The organism is Streptomyces sp. AK08-02, assembly GCF_033795085.1.
In the GTDB taxonomy this organism is placed as follows: Bacteria; Actinomycetota; Actinomycetes; order Streptomycetales; family Streptomycetaceae; genus Streptomyces; species Streptomyces echiniscabiei.
The window spans coordinates 76,865-97,469 of sequence record NZ_JARAZV010000033.1; the positions used below are offsets into that span (position 1 = coordinate 76,865).

15 protein-coding genes and 1 tRNA gene are annotated in these 20,605 nt (G+C 71.5%); 8 read left to right on the plus strand and 8 right to left on the minus strand.

Translation table 11 applies throughout. The annotated features are described in order from the left end of the window. The first annotated feature begins 26 nt into the window (after positions 1–26). The 6 genes from PV734_RS44155 to PV734_RS44180 all read left to right on the plus strand — a co-directional run bounded on the left by PV734_RS44155 (position 27) and on the right by PV734_RS44180 (position 9,306). The gene (locus PV734_RS44155; RefSeq protein WP_319090036.1) at positions 27–1,106 is read left to right on the plus strand and encodes a glutamate ABC transporter substrate-binding protein; all 1,080 of its coding nucleotides are present in this window, start codon (positions 27–29) and stop codon (positions 1,104–1,106) included. Positions 1,107–1,188: 82 nt separating this feature from the next. Further along, a complete protein-coding gene (locus PV734_RS44160) occupies positions 1,189–2,514 on the plus strand; it encodes a hypothetical protein (RefSeq protein WP_319090037.1) in 1,326 nt (441 codons plus the stop codon). Next, positions 2,514–5,048, plus strand: coding sequence for a serine/threonine-protein kinase (locus tag PV734_RS44165; protein ID WP_319294885.1), 2,535 nt, complete (start codon positions 2,514–2,516; stop codon positions 5,046–5,048). Before PV734_RS44160 ends, PV734_RS44165 begins: the two co-directional genes overlap by 1 nt. Then, positions 5,049–6,440: a PP2C family serine/threonine-protein phosphatase gene (locus PV734_RS44170; RefSeq protein ID WP_319294887.1), complete on the plus strand. Its 1,392-nt coding sequence runs from the start codon at positions 5,049–5,051 to the stop codon at positions 6,438–6,440. It begins immediately after the preceding gene. Between the two features lie 102 nt (positions 6,441–6,542). After that, positions 6,543–7,889 carry a VWA domain-containing protein gene (locus PV734_RS44175; RefSeq protein WP_319090040.1) on the plus strand — a complete coding sequence of 449 codons (1,347 nt, stop codon included), beginning with the start codon at positions 6,543–6,545 and terminating at the stop codon, positions 7,887–7,889. Positions 7,890–7,941: 52 nt separating this feature from the next. Next, positions 7,942–9,306 (plus strand): FHA domain-containing protein, encoded by a 1,365-nt coding sequence (locus tag PV734_RS44180; protein WP_319294889.1) that lies wholly within the window; start codon positions 7,942–7,944, stop codon positions 9,304–9,306. A 42-nt stretch (positions 9,307–9,348) separates the two neighbouring features. Here PV734_RS44180 and PV734_RS44185 read toward each other — a convergent pair whose 3' ends face one another. Next, positions 9,349–10,362 (minus strand): methyltransferase domain-containing protein, encoded by a 1,014-nt coding sequence (locus tag PV734_RS44185; protein WP_319090042.1) that lies wholly within the window; start codon positions 10,360–10,362, stop codon positions 9,349–9,351. A 128-nt stretch (positions 10,363–10,490) separates the two neighbouring features. Between PV734_RS44185 and PV734_RS44190 the strand changes: the two genes are divergently transcribed. After that, complete coding sequence (locus PV734_RS44190; RefSeq protein WP_319090043.1) at positions 10,491–10,904, plus strand: globin; 414 nt, start codon at positions 10,491–10,493, stop codon at positions 10,902–10,904. A gap of 26 nt (positions 10,905–10,930) precedes the next feature. On the opposite strand, the gene PV734_RS44195 is transcribed toward PV734_RS44190, so the two are convergent. The 7 genes from PV734_RS44195 to PV734_RS44225 all read right to left on the minus strand — a co-directional run bounded on the left by PV734_RS44195 (position 10,931) and on the right by PV734_RS44225 (position 20,153). After that, positions 10,931–11,623: a hypothetical protein gene (locus PV734_RS44195; protein ID WP_319090044.1), complete on the minus strand. Its 693-nt coding sequence runs from the start codon at positions 11,621–11,623 to the stop codon at positions 10,931–10,933. Further along, positions 11,620–12,063 (minus strand): thioesterase family protein, encoded by a 444-nt coding sequence (locus PV734_RS44200; protein WP_319090045.1) that lies wholly within the window; start codon positions 12,061–12,063, stop codon positions 11,620–11,622. Before PV734_RS44200 ends, PV734_RS44195 begins: the two co-directional genes overlap by 4 nt. Positions 12,064–12,065: 2 nt before the next feature. Beyond that, on the minus strand, positions 12,066–13,730 hold the full coding sequence (gene ettA / locus PV734_RS44205; RefSeq protein WP_319090046.1) for an energy-dependent translational throttle protein EttA: 1,665 nt from the start codon (positions 13,728–13,730) through the stop codon (positions 12,066–12,068). 192 nt (positions 13,731–13,922) lie between these two features. Continuing rightward, positions 13,923–15,341, minus strand: coding sequence for a Cys-Gln thioester bond-forming surface protein (locus PV734_RS44210; RefSeq protein ID WP_319294891.1), 1,419 nt, complete (start codon positions 15,339–15,341; stop codon positions 13,923–13,925). Positions 15,342–15,568: 227 nt separating this feature from the next. Next, complete coding sequence (locus tag PV734_RS44215; RefSeq protein ID WP_319090048.1) at positions 15,569–16,063, minus strand: single-stranded DNA-binding protein; 495 nt, start codon at positions 16,061–16,063, stop codon at positions 15,569–15,571. Positions 16,064–16,443: 380 nt separating this feature from the next. Beyond that, entirely contained in the window at positions 16,444–18,528 is a 2,085-nt protein-coding gene (locus tag PV734_RS44220; RefSeq protein WP_319090049.1) for a YfjP family GTPase, read from the minus strand. A gap of 5 nt (positions 18,529–18,533) precedes the next feature. Next, the gene (locus PV734_RS44225) at positions 18,534–20,153 is read right to left on the minus strand and encodes a dynamin family protein (protein WP_319090050.1); all 1,620 of its coding nucleotides are present in this window, start codon (positions 20,151–20,153) and stop codon (positions 18,534–18,536) included. Between the two features lie 323 nt (positions 20,154–20,476). On the opposite strand from PV734_RS44225, the gene PV734_RS44230 reads away from it, so the two are divergent. Further along, positions 20,477–20,549 (plus strand) — tRNA-Arg (locus PV734_RS44230). Positions 20,550–20,605 lie beyond the last annotated feature (56 nt).

Sequence of the window (20,605 nt, forward strand, 5' to 3'; positions counted from 1 at the left end):
TGAGGGCGACGAGAGGGGGCGTGACGATGAACGCACAGGGGCGTGCGCGCGGTCCGCGCACCGGCCTCCAGGCCTTGCGGGCCGGTCTCCGGGCTCTGCGGGCCGGACTGCGGGGCTGGGGCGGTGTGGGGGCGATGGCGACTGCCTGCGCCCTCGCGGTGGCCTTCGCGCTGCTGCTCCCGTTGACGCAGTCGCACGGCGACGGCGGGCCTGGGGTAGGCGGCCAGGGGGTGGCCGAGGGCATTCAGGCGAGGGCCGCGGCGGACTGCGTGAACCCGCAGGACCAGAGCCCGGCGCCGTCCTCGCTGGACGGGACGACGATCGAGAAGATCAAGGCCCGTAAGGACCGGCGGCTGATCGTCGGCGTCGACCAGAACAGCTACCGCTGGGGCTACCGCGATCCGAACGGCGGCCCGGAGGCGGAGCTGGAGGGCTTCGACATCGATCTGGTCCACCGGATCGCCAAGGACATCCTCGGCGACGAGAACGCGGTCCAGTTCAAGGCCATCCCGACCAACCAGCGCATCCCGGCCATCAAGAACGGCCGCGTCGACATGATCGTCCGCACGATGACGATCACCTGCAAGCGGCTGGCCGACGTGTCGTTCTCCGCGCCGTACTTCCTCACCGGGCAGCAGGTCCTCGCGCCCAAGACCTCCACGATCAAGGGGTACGACAAGACGCTCGCCGGCAAGCGGATCTGCTCGGCGGAGGGCTCCACCGCGCTGGAGAAGCTGACGGCGGACAAAGAGGCGAAGAAGGCGGCGGTCGCCACCGCCGACATCAGGACGACCGTTCCCAGCCAGCTCGACTGCCTCGTCCGTCTCCAACTCGGCCAGGTGGACGCGGTGGTGACCGACGGTGCGCTCGCCGCGAGCCAGGCGGCACAGGACCCGACGGTGGAGCTGAAGGGCGGCACGTTCACCACCGACTACTACGGCGTGGCGGTGAAGAAGGGCGCGAACGACCTGGCGGCACGGGTCAATCGCATACTGGAGCAGTACCGCCAGGACGGCGGCTGGCAGGCGTCGTACGACAAGTGGCTGTCCCCGACCCTGGGCAGCGGCTCGGAGTCGGCGAAGCCGCCGGTGCCCCGCTACAAGTGACGTTCACCGACCGACAGACAGACCGAGAAGCTGACCGAAAAGCCGACCGAACGAGCAACCACACGAGTAGTCGAGGTGATCGATGGGCGTCACGGGAGCCACCGGGCCGGTGATGGACCGGGACGAGGTGGACCGTGCGCTGGCGCGGCTCGGCGCGGAGCACGAGGCGATCGAGACCTCGCTCCTCGCCCTTCAGGACCACGCGGGCCGCAGACTCCTCGAAGGCGCCGAGCTCACCGGCACGACCAAGGAGCGCTGGACGGCGGCCGACGCGTCGATCACGCTGCTGTGGGCGTACTTCGACGCGTACTCGGACACGTTCCGCTCCGCCCGTGACATCCGTTCGCGTCGCCGCTGGTCCAGCCGCGAGGACCTGGTGGAGCTGACGGAACTGCTGCGCGGCGAGTGCGTCACGGTCGCGGGCAGCGCCACGGCGACGGCCAACGCGCCCACCCTGCACGGCACCGGGAAGCTCAGCCAGCTGTACTCCCTGGCCGACCTGGTGGAGCGGATGAACGAGCTGTACGCGACGTCGCTGGACATGGTCGTCACCTCCGACGCGGTCTGGTCGGCCCTGCCCGCGCGGATAGATTTACTGGCCGCGGAGCTGCAGCGCACCCGCCAGTTGGCGCACTCCGTGGGCGTACGCCCCGGCGAGCACCCGGCGGGCGACGACCTGGAGCGCATCACACGCACCCTGACCGCCCTGCGCGAGCGGGTGATCTCCGACCCCCTGGCGTTCTGGCTGCCCGCGCAGGGCAGTTCGGCGCCCGGCGGCGGCCGTCCGGACACCACGGTGTACGACCGTGAGGCGCGCGCCCTGGAGGACGTACGCCGGGAGATCGACGCCGTGCTGACGGTCCGCCAGGACGCGGAGGCGCGGCTCGTGAAGCTGCGCGACGTGCTGTCCCGGGCGGACCGCACCCTCGCCGAGGCGCGCAGCGCGCGCGGTGAGGTGCTGGCGAAGATCGCCGCGTCGGAGGTGCCGGCCGTGAGTGGGCCGCCCACCGCGTTGCAGGAGCAGTTGTCGATGGCCTCCGAGTACCGCAGACATGCCCAGTGGCACCGTCTCTCGCCGCTCCTGGAGTCGCTGGAGGCCAAGGCGGAGGACGAACTGATGCGTGCCCGCGAGTCGTTGACGGCTGTCACCCAGCCGCTGGCGGTCCGCGCGGAGCTGCGCGGCCGGCTCGACGCGTACAAGGCGAAGGTCGCCCGGCACGGTCTCGCGGAGGATCCGCTGCTGATCGAGCGGTACGACGCCGCGCGCCGCATGCTGTGGAGCGCGCCCTGTGACCTGCGGGTCGCGGAGCAGGCCGTGCAGCGTTACCAGCAGGCCGCCGCCGAGTTCTTCGGCGGCCCGCGGGTGCCCGGCCAGGCCGGACCCAGTGACCGGAGGGGGGACTACTGATGACCGAGTCCGAACAGCAGAAGTGCCAGCGGCCCGACTGTGAGGGCAGTTACGAGGACATGGGCGGCGGTGAGCTGTACTGCGACACGTGCGGACTCGCGCCCGTCGTGTCCAGCGGCATGGTGGGTTCACCGTCCACCGGGGTCGCCGGGAGTGCCAGACGGGGCTCGGGGGGCGGGAGTTCGTCCTCGAACAGCTCGCGTGCCTCCGCCCGTACCTCCCGCACATCCCGTTCCTCGCAGTCCCGTCGCTCGGTCTCCGGCCGGTTGTCGCGGTCCCTGTCGGGGAAGTCGACGGGCCGCTCGGTGTCGGTGCGCAGCTCGGGTTCGACCGCCGGGTCGACCGGGCGCGGCCGGCTCGGCGCGGGCCTGGTCGAGGTGCCGGGGGTGCCTCGGCCCGACCCTCGGGCGATGGTGCTGGAGAACCCTGAGGTACCCGAGCGCAAGCGGTTCTGCTCGCGCTCCGACTGCGGGGTGCCGGTGGGACGGGCACGCGGCGAGGGGCGGCCGGGGCGCACGGAGGGCTTCTGCACGAAGTGCGGGCACCCGTATTCGTTCGCGCCCAAGCTGCACACCGGTGACATCGTGCGCGGCCAGTACGAGGTGGTGGGCTGTCTGGCGCACGGCGGCCTCGGCTGGGTCTATCTCGCCGTGGACCGCGCGGTGTCGGACCAGTGGGTGGTCCTGAAGGGGCTGCTGGACACCGGTGACCAGGACGCGATGGCGGCGGCGATCTCCGAGCGGCGTTTCCTCGCGGAGACCGTGCACGCCAACATCGTGCGGATCTACAACTTCGTCGAGCACCTGGACCAGCGCACGGGCTCGCTCGACGGCTACATCGTCATGGAGTACGTCGGCGGCAAGTCGCTGAAGGAGATCGCCAACGACCGCCGTACCCCGGACGGGAAGCGGGACCCGCTGCCGGTGGAGCAGGCGTGCGCGTACGGCATCGAGGCGCTTGAGGCGCTCGGTTATCTGCACAGCCGCAACCTGCTGTACTGCGACTTCAAGGTCGACAACGCGATCCAGACCGAGGACCAGCTGAAGCTGATCGACATGGGCGCGGTCCGCAGGGTGGACGACGACGAGTCGGCCATCTACGGCACGGTCGGCTACCAGGCGCCGGAGGTCGCGGAGGTCGGCCCGTCGGTGGCGTCCGACCTGTACACGGTCGCGCGCACGCTCGCCGTCATGACGTTCGACTTCCAGGGCTACACGAACGTGTTCGTGGACTCCCTGCCCGACCCCGACCACATCGAGGTCTTCCGCCAGTACGAGTCGTTCTACCGGCTCCTGGTCCGCGCCACCGATCCCGACCCGGCCCGCCGGTTCGCGTCCGCGCAGGAGATGTCCGAGCAGCTGACGGGCGTACTGCGCGAGGTCGTGTCGCTCCAGACGGGCCGGGCCAGGCCCGCGCTGTCGACCCTGTTCGGGCCGGAGGTGAAGGTCACGGACGCGGAGTTGTTCGGAGCGCTGGACGGGGAGGTGTCGCGGCTGGGAGCCCGGGTGGCAGCGCCCCGGAGGAAGTCCTCGGCGCAGGCCGCTCCCGCCCTCACCGGCGCCACCAGGGCGCTCGGCGGGACCCCGCGTCTCGTCAAGGCCATCGACGCCGGTGCGGCCGCGCTCGCGCTGCCCGTGCCCCGCGTCGACCCGACCGACCCCAACGCGGGTTTCCTGGCGGGTCTGTTGGCGTCGGCGGCCGGGGAGCTGATCGCCGCCCTCGCGCTGGCGCCGGCGCAGTCGACGGAGACCCGGCTCCGGGAGGTGCGGGCCCGGCTGGAGAACGGGGACGCGGCGACCGCCCTGGAGTCGCTGGTCCGGCTGGAGGAGGAGCGCCCCGACGACTGGCGGGTGGTCTGGTACCAGGGCGTGGCCGCGCTGGTGACGGGCGATCACGAGAGTGCCGCGCTGTCGTTCGACGCGATCTACGACGCCTTCCCGGGCGAGAGTCCGCCCAAGCTGGCCCTCGGGCTGTGCGCGGAGGTGCTGGGGCAGCTCGACAACGCCGCCGAGTACTACCGGCTGGTGTGGACGACCGACCCGAGCTATGTGAGCGCGGCGTTCGGGCTGGCCCGCGTCCAGCTGGCGGCCGGCGACCGCCGTAGCGCCGTGAAGACGCTGGAGTCCGTTCCGGAGGCCTCGATCCACTACACGGCGGCCCGTGTGGCCGCCGTACGGGCGCGGCTGCGGCAGCGGACGGCCGTCGCGGCGGACGCGCCGTTCCTGGACGATCTGATCGCGTCCGCCGGGCAGGTGGAGGCGCTCGCCGGATACGGCCTGGACGCGGTCCGGCGGGAGCAGCTGTCGGCGGAAGTCCTCGGCTGCGCGCTGGACTGGATACTCTCCCAGGACCAGGTTTCCGCCCCTCCGGCCGTCGGGGGGCGGGTGCTGCTCGGCAGTGACCTGGACGAGCGTGGTCTGCGTTTCGGGCTGGAGCGCTCGTACCGGACGCTTGCCCGGCTCGCGCAGGGCGGCGAGGAGAGGATCGACCTGGTGGAACGAGCCAACCGTTACCGCCCCCGGACGTGGGTGTAGTTGATGTCCCAGATGCCCGAGCCACCCCGGCCGACCGCTCTGTCCCGGTGCCCGAGCTGCGAGGAGCCGATCGAATCGGGCGACCGGTTCTGTGGCGCGTGCGGGTACGACCTGTCTGCCGTGCCCCCGCGCCCCGGTGACTTTCCGACGCTCACCCTGAGCGGCGCCCTCGCGTCCGCGCCGCACCCGCCTCCGGAGGCCGCTTCCGTGGACTGGCCCCACGCTCCCGAGTCCAGCAGTTCCGGCACCCCGGCGCCGGTTCACCTGGCGACCGATCTCCGGGGCACCGACTCGGGCGAGATCCCGCTTCCGCCGGTTCCGGGCCGGCCGCCGATGCCGGGGGCGCCGCCCACCGGTTCGCCGGTCTCGCCGGCCACGGGCGTCCGGTTCGACCGGGCCGCCGGCGGTGAGCCCGACGAGTACCCGCTCCAGGCGCCCGCCCCGCGCGCCGCCGAGACCTCGACGCCCCCGGCCGGCACCAAGGTGTGCGTGGCGTGCCGGGCGGGGCGGGTCGACAACGACGGCTACTGCGAGAACTGCGGGCACGCCCAGCCGCGCGAGCGCGACCACATGGAGGACGAGGTCGGCCCGCTCGCCGCGGTCACCGACCGGGGTCTGCGCCACCATCGCAACGAGGACGCGTACGCGATCTCGCACACCACGCTGCCGAGCCGCACGCCCGCGCTGGTCGCGATCGTCTGCGACGGCGTCTCCTCGGCGACCCGCCCCGACGAGGCCTCGCTGGCCGCGTCCCGGGCGGCCGGCGACTCGCTGATGGCCGCCCTGCCCCAGGGCGCCCATCCGCAGCAGGCGATGCACGACGCGATCCTCGCCGCCTCGCACGCCGTGAACGCGCTGGCGGACGAGCCCGCGGGTGCCCGCGAGCACGCTCCGCACCAGAACTCGCCGGCCTGCACCCTGGTGGGCTGCGTCGTCACCCCGTCCCTGCTGGTCGTCGGCTGGGTCGGTGACAGCCGCGCCTACTGGGTCCCGGTGGACCGCTCCACCGCCCCGGCCCGGCTCACCGAGGACGACTCGTGGGCCGCGCAGATGGTCGCGGCGGGCCTGATGAACGAGGCGGAGGCCTACGCCGACGAGCGTGCCCACGCCATCACGGGCTGGCTCGGCGCGGACGCGTACGAACTGGAGCCGCACACCGCCTCCTTCAAGCCGGACCGGCCCGGTGTGGTGGTGGTGTGCACGGACGGGCTGTGGAACTACGCGGAGGCCGCGGACGAGTTGGCCGAGGTTCTCCCGCCGGACGCCGCGTCGCGTCCGCTGCACGCCGCCCGGGTTCTGCTCGGGCACGCCCTGGACGGTGGGGGCCACGACAACGTAACAGTGGCCGTCGTGCCGTTCCCCGCCCCCTCGCAGGGGGCAGGATCGGCCTGAGGGCACTGACACGGGGGTGCCCCCAGGAGGACCGGAGGGGACCGGTCCGCATACAGTCACAGCTCCACGGACGTGGGGTTTTCGAGGGGGAGCGAAGCACGCATGGCCAATTTCTCGAAGTCGAACGTGCCGCAGTTCTCGGTGGACGTCTACCAGAACGAGTACCTGCCCGACGGTGGGCGTGAGGTCAGCGCGATCGTGACGGTCACCGCGACCGGTGGCGGCACGGTCGGCACCGCGTCCGCGGCACCCCATGTCTACGCACCGGGCCGGGGCCCGGACGCGGCTGTGGCGATCATGGTCGACTGTTCCGGCTCGATGGACTACCCGCCGACCAAGATGCGGGGCGCCCGGGAGGCGACGGCCGCCGCGATCGACGCGGTGCGCGACGGTGTGCACTTCACGGTGATCGGCGGCACGCACGTCGCCAAGGAGGTCTACCCGGGCGGCGGACGCCTCGCGGTCGCCGACGCCACCACCCGTGAGCAGGCCAAGCAGGCGCTGCGCCGGCTGACCGCGGGCGGCGGCACGGCCATCGGCACCTGGCTGCGTCTCGCCGACCGGCTGCTGTCCTCGTCCGAGGTCACCATCCGGCACGGCATCCTCCTCACCGACGGCCGCAACGAGCACGAGTCGCCGGAGGACCTGAAGGCCGCCCTGGACTCCTGCGCCGGCCGTTTCACCTGTGACGCACGCGGTGTGGGCACCGACTGGGAGGTCAAGGAGGTCACGGCGATCGCCTCCGGACTGCTCGGGACCTCCGACATCGTCGCCGACCCGGCCGGCCTCGCCGCCGACTTCACGCAGATGATGGAGACGGCGATGGGCAAGGAGGTCGCGGACGTCGCCCTCCGGCTGTGGACCCCGGTCGGCACGGAGATCAAGTTCGTCAAGCAGGTGGCGCCCACCGTCGAGGAGTTGACCGACCGCCGCACGGAGGCCGGTCCGCGCGCCGGTGACTACCCCACCGGTTCCTGGGGCGACGAGTCGCGCGACTACCACGTGTGCGTCCAGGTGCCCTCCGCCGGCCTGGGCCAGGAGATGCTGGCCGCCCGTGTCTCCCTGGTGGTCCCGCAGCCCGACGGCAGCGCCCAGAACCTCGGCGCACAGGGCCTCGTACGGGCCGTGTGGACCGACGACATGGCGGCCTCGACGTCGATCAATCCGCAGGTCGCGCACTACACGGGTCAGGCCGAACTGGCACAGGTCATCCAGCAGGGGCTGGATGCCCGCAAAGCGGGCGATGTCGACGGTGCCACGGCCAAGCTGGGACGAGCCGTTCAGCTCGCCAGCGCCTCCGGAAACGCGGATACTGCGAAACTGCTTGCGAAGGTGGTGGACGTGGTCGACGCCGCGGCAGGTACTGTGCGACTGAAGGCGAAGGTCGAAGAGGCCGACGAGATGACACTCGAAACACGGTCCACAAAGACTGTTCGTGTAAAGAAGTAACCGCACGAAACGCTGCGAAGAAGAAGCGAAGAGGAGAGGGGGAAGAGCCGACATGCCGACCTGCCCGAACGGACACCAGTCGGGTTCCGACGACTGGTGCGAGGTCTGCGGTCACCGCATGGCCGGTGCCGTGCCCCCGCCCCCGCCGCCACCCCCGGCGCCCGGTTACGCCTACCCGCCGCCCGGTTCCGCCACCGGGGCGCCCGGCAGCCGCTCGCACCTGTCCGCCGTGCCGGACGCCGAGCAGGAGCTGTGCCCGCAGTGCCGCACCCCACGTGAGGGGGGCGCTCCGTTCTGCGAGGAGTGCCGGTGGAACTTCCTGACGAACACGGCGACCTCGTACACCCCGGCCGCCCCGCGCCCGTCGGCGCCCGGACCGGGCCAGGGGTACGGAGGGGGCCCCGGCGGCGCGGGCCCCGGCCAGCGCTTCCAGCCTCCGCCGCCCAGCCCGTCGGGACCGTCCTACGGCGGCGGTGACGGGTACGACTACCAGAGCTCGCGCCCGTCGCAGATCAACCGCCCCGCCGAACCGATCCCGCCCTTCGGCGGCGACCCGTCCCGCCCGGTCCCCCCGCCGCCCGGCCCGACCCCCGGCGGTCCCGGGGGCCCCGGCGGCACGTCCCCGGGTGGCCCGCAGGGTTACCAGCCCAATGGACCCGGCGGATCGCAGGGGTACCCCCCGCCCGGTCCCGCCGTCACCTCCGGCGGGCCCCAGGGATACCAGCCGCCCGGTGGTGCTCCGCAGGCCTTCCAGCAGTCCGGTTCGCCCTTCCCGCCCGCGTTCCCGCAGGAGACGGGCCGGCCCGGTGGCCCGCAGTCCGGTCCCGGTGGCGGTTTCGGCGGCGGTGACGACGACTGGGTGATCTCCCCGCCCTCCGGCGGCCCGGGTGGGCAGTCCGGCCCGCCCGCACCGCCCGGCGGCGGCTACGGCTATCCGCAGCCCGGTCCCACCCAGGCCCCGCCCTCTCCGGGCGGCGGCTACGGCTACGGACAGCAGCAACAACAGCGGCCGCTGACCTGGTCCGCGACGATCGGCCCGGACCGCGAGTACTTCATGGCGATGATGCAGCGCTCCGGTCCCGAGGCCGCGGGGCTGAACCTGCCCGCGTACTCGCCCGAGCAGCAGCGCCCGCTCACCGGCAACCAGATCACCATCGGCCGCCGCCGTCACTCCACGGGCGAGTCCCCCGACATCGATCTGGCGGTGCCGCCGGAGGACCCGGGCGTCTCGCACCAGCACGCGGTGCTGGTCCAGCAGCCCGACGGGAGCTGGGCGGTCGTCGACCAGAACTCGACCAACGGCACGACGGTCAACAACTCCGAGGAGCCCATCCAGCCCTTCGTCCCCGTACCGCTGCAGGACGGCGACCGGGTGCACGTGGGCGCGTGGACGACGATCACGATCCGCCGGGGATAGGCCAGGAGCAGCAGGCCGGAACAGGGCGGGGCAGGGCAGCGGTCAGACGGGAAGGGGCCAGGCGTACGGACCCGTGGGTTCGTCGAGCCAGGCCCACTCCCGGTCGCCGCTGACGGTGATCCCGTACCGCTCCCGTACCGGACGGTCCTCGCGCTCCCACAGCGCGTAGGCCTCCTGCGGGTCCAGGCTGCCCCGGGTGAGTGCCAGCAGGAACCGGAACAGTTCGTGCTCGCGCGTCCGGGCCGGGAGCGCGCCCAGGTGCGGGGTGTCCGGCTCGGGCCGGCTCTCGCCTCGCAACGGCACGAAGTAGGCGGACGTGTGCAGGAAGCGGCCCTCGGCGTGCTCCCCGTCGATGACCGTGAGGGCGGCCAGACCGGTGGCGAACGGCGTCAGGACGCGGGCGCCGGGACGGCACTGGGCGAGCCACGCGCGCGGGACCGAGGTGAGTGTGCAGGTCGCGATGATCCGGTCGAAGGGAGCCCGCTCGGGCACTCCGCGGGCGCCGTCGCCGGTGACGACGACCGGATGGTGGCCGGCGGCGGCCAGATGCCGGCGGGCCGACTCGGTGATCTCCGGGTCCAGATCAACCGTCGTGACGTACTCGTCACCGAGGCGGTGGGCGAGCAACGCCGCGTTGTATCCCGTACCGGCGCCGATCTCCAGGACACGGTGCCCGTCCTCGACCTCCAGTTCGGTGAGCATCATGGCCATGAGCGAGGGCTGACTGCTGGAGGAGACCAGCTCGCCGTCTCGGATCCGGGTCGCGAGCGGCGCGTCCGTGTAGGCGCCGCGCATCCAGCGCTCACGGCTGCGCGGGTCGGGACTCTCGCCCCACAGCCGCTGCCGTCCGGACACGGCACCGGCGTAGTAGTACGGCACGAACAGATGCCGCGGCACCGCCTCGAACGCCTCCCGCCAGGCCGGATCACCGTCCCAGGCCCCACTCGCCTCGATCACCCGCACGAGTTCCGCCCGGGCCGAGACGGCGAGATCACCGAGCTCGTCCCGATCGCCGAGGCCGTCGTCCCCGCCCTCGTGGACAGCGTGCACGCTCATACGTCCACTGTCCTGCGCCCGGCGCCGGGGCGCGAGCGCCCATCCCGGCCGAAGCGGAACCGGGCGCCCGGTGTGGCCCGGAGGGGGTGGTCCTAGGTCTTGAGTCCTCGGTCGGTCAGTCTGAGACCATGGGTGACGTGAAAGAGATTCCGCGCGGCACGCTTCAGGAGCAGACCTTCTACGAGCAGGTCGGCGGCGACGAGACCTTCCGTCGCCTCGTGCACCGGTTCTACGAGGGTGTCGCCGAGGACCCGCTGCTGCGGCCCATGTATCCGGAGGAGGACCTGGGCCCGGCCGAGGAGCGGTTCACGCTGTTCCTGATCCAGTACTGGGGCGGGCCCACGACGTACAGCGAGAACCGCGGCCATCCCCGGCTGCGGATGCGCCACGCCCCCTTCGCCGTCGACCGGGCGGCGCACGACGCGTGGCTCAGGCACATGCGCGTCGCCGTCGAGGAGCTCGGCCTCTCCGAGGAGCACGAGCGGACGCTGTGGAACTACCTGACGTACGCGGCGGCCTCGATGGTGAACACGGACGGCTGAGGACGGCTGAGGGGCCGGGCGAGCCGTCAGCGGACGCTGACGTCCAGCGACCCGAGTCCCGCCCTGCGTACGGCGATCGAGCCGTAGGGGGTGCGCAGGCGCAGCCATGCCCCGGCCGAGACCAGCGCGAGCGGCGCCTCCGCAGCTGTCCGACCGGCCTGCGCCGGCCGTAGGAAGCCCAGGGACTGTGCCGCGTGGACGGCCCGCACCGGCAGGGGGGTGTCCCCCACCGTCCGGGTCCAGATCTCGCGTCCGATCCGGTCGAGTTCGGCGCGGGTACGCAGTTCGGCCGCCAACTCCTGCGTACGGGACCGGAATTCGGCGACCGCAGCGGCGACCATGGCGCGCAGCGCGTCCGGTTCGGGCAGGCCGGGCTCCGGCCGCCAGCCACCGCGCGGGGGCAGCACCCCGGCCCAGGGCGGACCGGTCACGGATCCGGGGACGGTGAGGGTGGCGGCCGACTCGTCCACCGTCTCCAGGAGTTCACCGGCCGACACGGTGACGTCGAGGGCGACGTCCAGTCCGTTCTCGTAGGGCTTGGTGAGCCGGGCCGTCCGGATCGCGAGGACCTCGAAGGACGGGGGCCGCCCGAACACGGCGAGTGTGGTCCCGGCCGCCTGGAGGCGCACCGCTGCCCCACGGTCGTAGTGGAGCAGCCGGGCGAGGAAGGCGGCGAGGTCCGCCGTCTCCCCCTCGTCGGCGAGGTGCAGGACCGTCATGCGGCGACGGCCCCGCCCTCATCGTCGGCCTTGACCTTGGCTTCGGCCTTGTCCGAGTCCATGTACTCCTCCAGGAACTCCCGTTCCTCGGAGGTGATGCGGCGCGGACGCTGCGTCGCGAAGTCGAACGGCACCACGACGGTCGAGGCCCGGACGTACACCTGGTCCGGGTCCTTGACCTCGTAGGTGAGCGTGAACGACGCCGCTCTTATCCGCGTGACCCACAACTCGATGTCCACGGGCGAGTGCCGGTGGACCAGTTGCCGCTTGTAGTCGATCTCATGGCGTGCCACCACGGACCCCTGCTGGAAATCCTTGTCCGGGCGGAACAGGAAATCGATACGGGCTTCCTCCAGGTAGCGGAGGAAGACCACGTTGTTGACGTGGCCGTACGCGTCCATGTCCGCCCAGCGCAGCGGGCAGCGGTAGATGTGCCGCAAGATCAGCCCCGGGTCAGCTTCTTGTAGGTGGCACGGTGCGGACGGGCCGCGTCGGCGCCGAGCCGCTCCACCTTGTTCTTCTCGTACGACTCGAAGTTGCCCTCGAACCAGTACCACTTGGAGTCACCCTCGTAGGCGAGGATGTGGGTCGCGACCCGGTCCAGGAACCAGCGGTCGTGGGAGATGACCACGGCCGCGCCCGGGAACTCGAGCAGGGCGTTCTCGAGCGAGGACAGGGTCTCGACGTCGAGGTCGTTGGTGGGCTCGTCGAGGAGCAGCAGGTTGCCGCCCTCCTTGAGCGTGAGCGCCAGGTTCAGACGGTTGCGCTCACCACCGGACAGGACACCGGCCGGCTTCTGCTGGTCCGGGCCCTTGAAGCCGAAGGCGGAGACGTAGGCTCGCGACGGCATCTCGACCTGGCCCACGTTGATGTAGTCCAGCTCGTCCGACACCACGGCCCAGAGGGTCTTCTTGGGGTCGATGTTGGCGCGGCTCTGGTCGACGTAGCTGATCTTGACCGTGTCACCGATCTTGACCGTGCCGGAGTCCGCGGGCTCAAGACCCTGGATCATCTTGAACAGCGTGGTCTTGCCCGCGCCGTTCGGGCCGATGATGCCGACGATGCCGTTGCGCGGCAGCGTGAACGAGAGGTCGTCGACCAGGACCTTGTCGCCGAACGCCTTCGACAGGTTGCTGACCTCGACGACGATGGAGCCCAGACGCGGGCCCGGCGGGATCTGGATCTCCTCGAAGTCCAGCTTCCGCATCTTGTCGGCCTCAGCTGCCATCTCCTCGTAACGGGCGAGGCGCGCCTTGGACTTGGTCTGTCGGCCCTTGGCGTTGGACCGGACCCACTCCAGCTCTTCCTTGAGGCGCTTCTGCCGCTTCTCGTCCTTGCGGCCCTCGACCTTGAGGCGGGTGGACTTCTTCTCCAGGTACGTGGAGTAGTTGCCCTCGTAGGGGATCGCGCGACCGCGGTCGAGCTCGAGGATCCACTCGGCGACGTTGTTCAGGAAGTACCGGTCGTGAGTGACGGCGACGACAGCGCCCGCGTACTTCGAGAGGTGCTGCTCCAGCCAGTTCACCGACTCGGCGTCGAGGTGGTTGGTGGGCTCGTCGAGGAGGAGCAGGTCCGGGGCCTCGATCAGCAGCTTGCAGAGCGCGACCCGGCGCTTCTCGCCACCGGAGAGGTTGGTGACGGGCCAGTCGCCGGGCGGGCAGCCCAGCGCCTCCATGGCCTGCTCCAGCTGCGCGTCCAGGTCCCAGGCGTTGGCGTGGTCCAGGTCCTCCTGGAGCTTGCCCATCTCGTCCAGCAGCGCGTCGGAGTAGTCCGTCGCCATGAGCTCGGCGACCTCGTTGAAGCGCTTGAGCTTGCCCATGATGTCGGCGGCGCCGTCCTGGACGTTCTCCAGGACCGTCTTGGACTCGTCGAGCTTCGGCTCCTGCATGAGGATGCCGACGCTGAAGCCGGGCGACAGGAACGCGTCACCGTTGGACGGCTGCTCCAGGCCCGCCATGATCTTGAGAACGGTGGACTTACCGGCACCGTTCGGGCCGACCACACCGATCTTCGCGCCGGGCAGGAAGCTCAGCGTCACGTCGTCAAGGATGACCTTGTCGCCGTGAGCCTTACGCGTCTTGCGCATGGTGTAGATGTACTCAGCCAAGAGAAACCGTCCGGCAGCTTGAATTCTGGCAGTGGGCAGATACTCACCATCTTGCCGTACTGCAACCCCTCGGCGAAAACCAGTACGTCAGCGGCCCCGGGCGCCCGGCGGGCGGGCCGGGGCCGGCGTGACCCAGTGGGTCACCGTGCGGTCACACACTGTTGAGTTGTCAAGGTGCGATATCTCTCGCGCTCACTTCCGGTGGCCTGCCCCGTGCTCCTTCTTACCGACGAGGAGCACCACGCCGCCGCCGATCGCCAGCAGGACGATCGCCAGGCCGGCGATCATCGGCGTCGCGCCGGAGCTGCCGGTCTCGGCCAGGTTGACGCCGTCGGCGGAGGTGTCGCCCGCCAGGGCCGGGCTCGGTTCACTGAGCGTCTGGACCTCGTCCCCACCGGCGCCGCTCTGGGTCGCGCAGTCGAGGACGCCCGCGAACCGCTGCCCGAAGCCGTTCGGCCCCAGAATCGTGAAGTCGTACGGCTGGTCCTCCTGCAAGGGGATCGTCACCGTTCGTGACTCCCCGGCCGCGATGGTGTGCTCGAAGCCCATCAGCTGGAAGGTGAACGCCTCGTCGCCCTTGTTGGCGGCCGTGATGTCCACACCGTTCTTCGCGCAGTTCTTCCGCGCCGACAGCGCGGGGACGGGACCCGTGGCGGCCCAGTTCGCGGTCGCCGTCGCCGAGACCGTGGACTCGCTGGAGCCGGCGAGGATCTGGGTCTGGCTTCTGCTGTCGGAGGTGAAGGCGCGGCCGACCGGCACACTGGTCGACGCCTGGACACTCAGCGCGGCCGAACCGTCCAGCGCCTTGCCCGGCACCTCGAAGAACACCTTGCCGCCGTCGACCACCGACGTGACGGCCCGGCCGTCCTCGTCGACGACCCGTACCCCGCTCGTCGCGGCGTCGGCGGGCGGTATCACCGTGACGCTGTCCGCGTCGGTGTGCACCGTGACCGGCCCGAGCCGCTCCCCGGGGTGGCCGGAGACCGCGGGCGGGTCGAGGGTCAGCGAAGCGTCGGGCTCCGCGAGGTTCTGCGCGCTCTTCTCCAGGTAGTCCGCGAGCTTCTCGGCCTGTGGGTCGACCGCGTCCACGTCGGCGCCGTCCGAGTAGCGCCAGATGGCCACCTGGGTGCCGGCCGCCGCGTCCTGCTCGCTGAGTCCGGCGGCGCCCGCCCGGGCGGCCAGCTCGGCGAGGTCGTTCACCTGCGGATAGGAGTTCTGCAGGATCCAGCGAATCCGGCCGGCGTCCTTGTTGCCGCTCAGCGAGGTGCCGCTCCAGGACGTCTCCTGGTACTTGGCGTCCTTCTGTGTCGGGTTGTTCAGGTCGACGCAGTACGTCTGCAGCGTGCCCCCGTTGTCGACGGACATCTCGAACAGGCCGGCGGACAGCTGCTGGTCACCGTCGTCCCCGTGGACGACGGCCGTGCCGTACGTCTTCAGCCCGCCTATGGTGGCGGTCGCCCCGCCCTGCTGCTGCGGAGTCGCGTCCGCGACGGCGGTACCCGCGGTGACCAACGCGCCGGTGACGGCGAGACCGGACACCATGGTCGCGGCGGCGAGCCGGGCCACCGCCGCTCGCCCGCGCCCGGACAGCGCGGAGAACGAAGAAAACACAGAATTCCCCTTCGAACAGGACCCGTTGACGTGGGGGTGCGGTCCCACCAGCAGCATCAGAAGCCCCGTGAGCTATGCCGGGCATCCTAGGGACGTGGCGGACCGCACTTTCCAGTCCTGTCATCGAATAACCGATCCGACTCGGAATCGTTATCGCCAAGATCATCCGGATGCCGGTCAGTTCACCGATAAGCCTCAGTTCGGTCGGCGCCCACCGCGGCCCGGTGTCACGTCACCGCGGCGGGCTCCCGCCGTCGCGCCCCGCCACCGCCCTCGTCGGCCACGGGTGTCTCCCAACTGGGTTCGGGACTGGGTTCGGGACTGAGTCCGGGACTGGGTGTCGCCGAGGCCTCGCCCCTGAGCGGACCGGCGGAGCGCCGGAAGGCCGACGTACCCCGCGCGAGATCGTGACCGATCGCCACGGCGTCGATGTCCGCCGACGTCCAGCTCTGCCCGTCGCGCATCTCCGTGCGCACCTTCAACCGGCCCTGCACGATCACCGGTTCGCCCACCGACAGCGATGCCCCGACGTTCGTCGCGAGGGCCCGATTCGCCCACACCGTGAAGAAGTTGGTGTGTCCGTCCGTCCACGTGTTCTTCTCGCGGTCCCAGTAGCGCGAGGTCACCGCCAGGCGGAACCTCGCCGACGCCCCCGACGCCAGGTCGCGGTACACCGGCTGCGTCGCCACATTCCCCACCGCGCACACCATCGTCTCGTTCACGCGAACCACCCCTCCCGGCTCCGGCGCACTCGCGCCGGGCGGATACCCGTACGGGCCCGTCCCGTACGGCTGTCTCCGACACGGCGACCGCGAGAACCGCTCCGGTCGCCGCTGCGCGCCGATCGCGTCCGTCGTGATCGCCGCGAAGCCAGAATGCATCCGTCGATCCGAGCCCGCTGAGCCCTGTGGACTACCGGCCGGTTGTGGAAAACTCCGTCACCCGACCGAGGGACCTCCGCCCCGTTCGCCCGTCACTCCTCCGGGGTTCAGCCCTTGCGACCTGCCGGTTCCCCGCGCCTCCGGCAGAAACCGTCAAGCCGAAACTTCTCGGGTCGAAACCCCTCCCCTCGAAACCCCTCCGGTCGGCATCGGTCCCGCACTCACCCGACCACCGCCCGAGCGCCCGTGACCCGCCCGTACTGCTCCCGCACCTCGCGATACCGCAGCAGTTCCGCCGCCACCGGATCCAGGACCCGGGCCCGGCCGCAGCCGGCCGCCGCTTCCCGCAGCCGCCGTTCCGCCTCCAGGCCGTACCGGCGGGCCGGGCCGCGAGCCGCCAGTCTGCAGCTCCACTCCACGCCGGGCCCGCCGACGATGCCCACCGACATCAGCAGCACCGGCACGCCCAGGTTCGGCGCCATGACTCCGGCGATCTGACCCATCAGCCACAGCCCGCCCACGATCTGAAGGATCGTCATGGAGGCCTGCGCGAGCACCGCGACCGGCCACCAGCCCGGCCGGGGCGGCCGTCCCGACGGGGTCCCGGCGCGCGTCGCCAGCTCGTCCAGCGCCTCGGACAGCCCCTGTGCCCCCCGTACGGCCGCCTCGCGCACCGCCAGCGCCCACGGCGCGGGAAGTCCGGCCGACGCGCGCTCCGCGACCGTACGCACCGCCTGCTCGACGCGCTGGCGGGCCGTGGCCTCCTCGTCCGGTTGCTCGCGTACGGCGAAACGGCCGGTGGAGGGTTCACGCCGGTCCTGGCACCACCGCCACAGCCGCAGCCAGGGGGTGCCGCAGGCGCGGTTGGCGTTGCGCAGCCAGACCCGTTCGGCGGCCTGGCCGGCGGCGGTGGCGCCCACCGCGTCGGCGAGCCGGTCGGAGAACTCGTCCCGGGCCCGTTCGCTGAGCCCTGCGCGCCGCCCGGTGGCGTAGACGGGCCGCAGTTGCCACGCGGCGGCGTCGAGGTCGGCCGAGATCCGGCGTGCGGCGGCCCCGCGCTCGCCCACGAACTGTCCGAGCGCCTCGCGCAGTTCGCCGATGCCGTGCCCGGTGAGCGCGGACAGCGCCAGTACGGTGGCGCCCGGTTCGCCGTACTCCCCCAGGGCGATGCCGTCCTCGTCGAGCAGTCGACGCAGGTCGTCGAGGACCTGGTGGGCGGCCTCTCCGGGGAGGCGGTCCACCTGGTTGAGGACGACGAACATGACCTCCGCGTGCCCGGCCATGGGCCGCAGATAGCGCTCGTGGAGCACGGCGTCCGCGTACTTCTCCGGATCGACGACCCAGATGACCGCGTCGACCAGGGCCAGTACGCGGTCCACCTGTTCGCGGTGCTGAACGGCCGCCGAGTCGTGGTCGGGCAGATCGACCAGGACCAGGCCGCGCAGCTGGGCCTCCGCCTCCGCGCTCTGCAGGGGGCGCCGACGCAGCCGTCCGGGGATGCCGAGCCGGTCGATGAGGGTGGCCGCGCCGTCGCTCCAGCTGCAGGCGATGGGCGCGCTGGTGGTCGGCCGGCGTACTCCGGTCTCCGAAATGGCTACTCCGGCGAGGGCGTTGAACAGCTGGGACTTGCCGCTGCCGGTGGCGCCCGCGATGGCGACGACGGTGTGCTGCCCGGAGAGCCTGCGCCGGGCCGCCGCCTCGTCGAGCACCCGGCCGGCCTCGGCGAGGGTTCCGCTGTCCAGCCGGGTACGGGACAGCCCCACGAGTTCGCGGAGCGCGTCGAGCCGGGAGCGCAGCGGCCCGTCGTACGCCAGGGGCATCACGGGCTGCGGGACGCTGCTGGAGACCCGGGACTCGACGACCGTCTCGCGCACGGGCGGGGGGTCCGTCTCGGACACGCGGCGCGCGATCAGCCCGTCGTCCCAGGCACCGGAGGGCTCGGATTCCGGGCGGGGGTCCGGGCGGGCGTTCTTGGGGGTGTCCTCAGGGGGGCGCCTGTGGGTGGAGGGAGAGCTGGAGGCGGAGGCGGGGACGGAGGTGGAGGCAGGGTCGGAATCGCCGTCACCACTGGCGGAAAGGGCCTCCCCGGGGGCGTCCCTTTCGGGCGCCTCACCCTCACTGCCCTTCTCCGCACCGTCGTCCTGCTTCTCGTCCTTCTCCTCGTTCTCCTTCTCGGTCTCCTTCTGCTCTACCTCTCCCTCTTCCTGCTTTACCTCTTTGGCCTGGTCGGTGTCGGAAAGGCTCTCCTGTGGAGGTGCGTTTTCGGCCGAGGCGTCGTGGTGGTCGTGGTCAGTGACGGCGGTCACCGCGGTCACCTCTCCTTCTGCAGTACGGACAGCGCGGCGATGAGTTCGGCCTGGGGCTCCGGGTGGACTTCGAGTGCGTCGAGCGGGGCGAGGCGGCGCTCGCGTTCGGTGTGCATGACCCGGTCCAGGTGATCGGCGAGCAGTCGTCCGCCGCGGTCGCGCAGTCGCAGGGCGCCGTGGGCACCGATGCGCTCGGCGAGCCCCTCACCGGCTGACCGGGCCCGTCGGCCGCCCAGCAGTGCGGTGGCGACCAGCGCGGCGACCGCCTCGACGTCCGTGGCGGCGCTCCGGTCGAGGTCGCGCAGTTCCTCCTCGGCGTACTCCTCCAGCTCGCGCCGCCATCGCCGTACGGCCATCCCGACACGGTGTTCGACGCTCTCCTGGGACGGGTCGCGACCCGTCAGTCCCGGGGCGTCGGCGGCGGGTTCGCGGCGCCAGGCGTCGTCCACGCGTTCGTCGGCGGCGGTGACGGAGCAGAGCAGGAGGGCGCAGAGGCTCTCCACGAGGGCGTCGAGGAGTTCGCCCGCGGAGCAGTCGAGCGGGAAGGCGCGCCACCTCTTCAACGCGTCACCGGCGAGGACAGCGCCGGCCTGCAAACGCCCCCGCACGCGCGCGTGCTCGCTGTCGTAGGCCCCGTCGACGGCCGCAGTGAGCCGCAGGGAGGCCGAGTACTGCGCGGCGGCGGCGCCGGCCAGCTCGGGCATGCGGGACTTGAGGGAGTCGAGGACGCCGTACGCCGTACGGGCCATGGCCTGCTGCCGACTGGCGGGGTCCTGTGCCTGCTGGGTGAGCCAGGCCCGTAGCGGCGCCACCGCGGTGGCCGGAAGTAGCCCACCGCCCCAGGCGGACTCGGGCAGTTCGGGCACGGTGAAGCGCGGTACGTCTCCGAGGCCGGCCTTGGTGAGGAGGGCGCCGTACTGCCGGGACACCTCGGACACCACCTGGTGGGGCACCCGGTCGAGGACGGTGACCAGAGAGGCCTGGTAGTCCTTGGCGGTGCGCAGGAGATGCCAGGGGACGGCGTCGGCGTACCGGGCGGCCGTGGTGACCATGATCCAGATGTCGGCGGCGCAGATCAGTTCGGCGGCGAGGACGCGGTTGTCGGCGACGAGGGAGTCCACGTCGGGGGCGTCGAGGAGGGCGAGTCCGCGCGGCAGGCTCTCGGCGGTCTCGACCCGCAGGACCCGTGCCCCGTCCTCGCCGGGAAGCAGCAGATCGTCGCCGGAGTCCTGCCCCGGATCGGGTTGGGGCGCCCACACGCGTGTGAGGTCGGGCAGCACCCGCATCCCGCTGAACCAGTGATGGTCCTCGGGATGGCAGACCAGCACCGGTGTCCGGGTCGTGGGCCGCAGTACGCCGGCCTCACTGACCCGGCGCCCCACAAGGGAGTTGACGAGGGTCGACTTGCCGGCCCCTGTGGACCCGCCCACAACGGCGAGCAAGGGCGCTTCGGGTTCTCTCAGTCGGGGCACCAAGTAGTCGTCGAGTTGCGCGAGCAGTTCGTCGCGGTTGGCACGCGCGCGTGGCGCTCCCGGCAGGGGCAGCGGGAAGCGTGCGGCGGCGACACGGTCGCGCAGGGCGGAGAGTGCGTCGAGCAGCTGAGGCCGTACGTCCAAGGTCACCACATGTGAAGAATGCCCAATTTTAGGGGAATTCTGAAGCATATGAGCATGTCTGCGCGCCGACAGAACACAAGGGACGGAAGGGACGACTAGGACGTAGGCGCAGTCCAGGCATAACGAGTGCACAACACCCGATGCGCGAGACGGCAAAAGCGGTGCACGATTCGTACCTGCCTGCGATTATCAGGACCGCTTCACTGAACCTCCACATTGAGCCACGGAGGTGAAGCAACCAGGACAAGGCCGCAGGAGCCCTATCCTTGTCCCCGGCAACGTCAAGGACCAGCCCACACCCGGGCCCACCACGACCGAGGCCACCACACCCGGCCCCCGTAGCTCAGTGGATAGAGCAGGCGCCTTCTAAGCGCTTGGCCGCAGGTTCGAGTCCTGCCGGGGGCGCAAACACCCTCTGACCAGCGGAAACGCTGGTCTTTTTCTTTTCCCGACCTACGCAC

Bases quoted from the DNA above. Each gene is read 5' to 3' on its own strand.
- PV734_RS44190 (WP_319090043.1), top strand. From the start codon at position 10,491: ATGGGTGACGTGAAAGAGATTCCGCGCGGCACGCTTCAGGAGCAGACC.
- PV734_RS44185 (WP_319090042.1), bottom strand. From the start codon at position 10,362: ATGAGCGTGCACGCTGTCCACGAGGGCGGGGACGACGGCCTCGGCGAT.
- PV734_RS44160 (WP_319090037.1), top strand. From the start codon at position 1,189: ATGGGCGTCACGGGAGCCACCGGGCCGGTGATGGACCGGGACGAGGTG.
- PV734_RS44165 (WP_319294885.1), top strand. From the start codon at position 2,514: ATGACCGAGTCCGAACAGCAGAAGTGCCAGCGGCCCGACTGTGAGGGC.
- PV734_RS44195 (WP_319090044.1), bottom strand. From the start codon at position 11,623: ATGACGGTCCTGCACCTCGCCGACGAGGGGGAGACGGCGGACCTCGCC.
- PV734_RS44180 (WP_319294889.1), top strand. From the start codon at position 7,942: ATGCCGACCTGCCCGAACGGACACCAGTCGGGTTCCGACGACTGGTGC.
- PV734_RS44175 (WP_319090040.1), top strand. From the start codon at position 6,543: ATGGCCAATTTCTCGAAGTCGAACGTGCCGCAGTTCTCGGTGGACGTC.
- PV734_RS44155 (WP_319090036.1), top strand. From the start codon at position 27: ATGAACGCACAGGGGCGTGCGCGCGGTCCGCGCACCGGCCTCCAGGCC.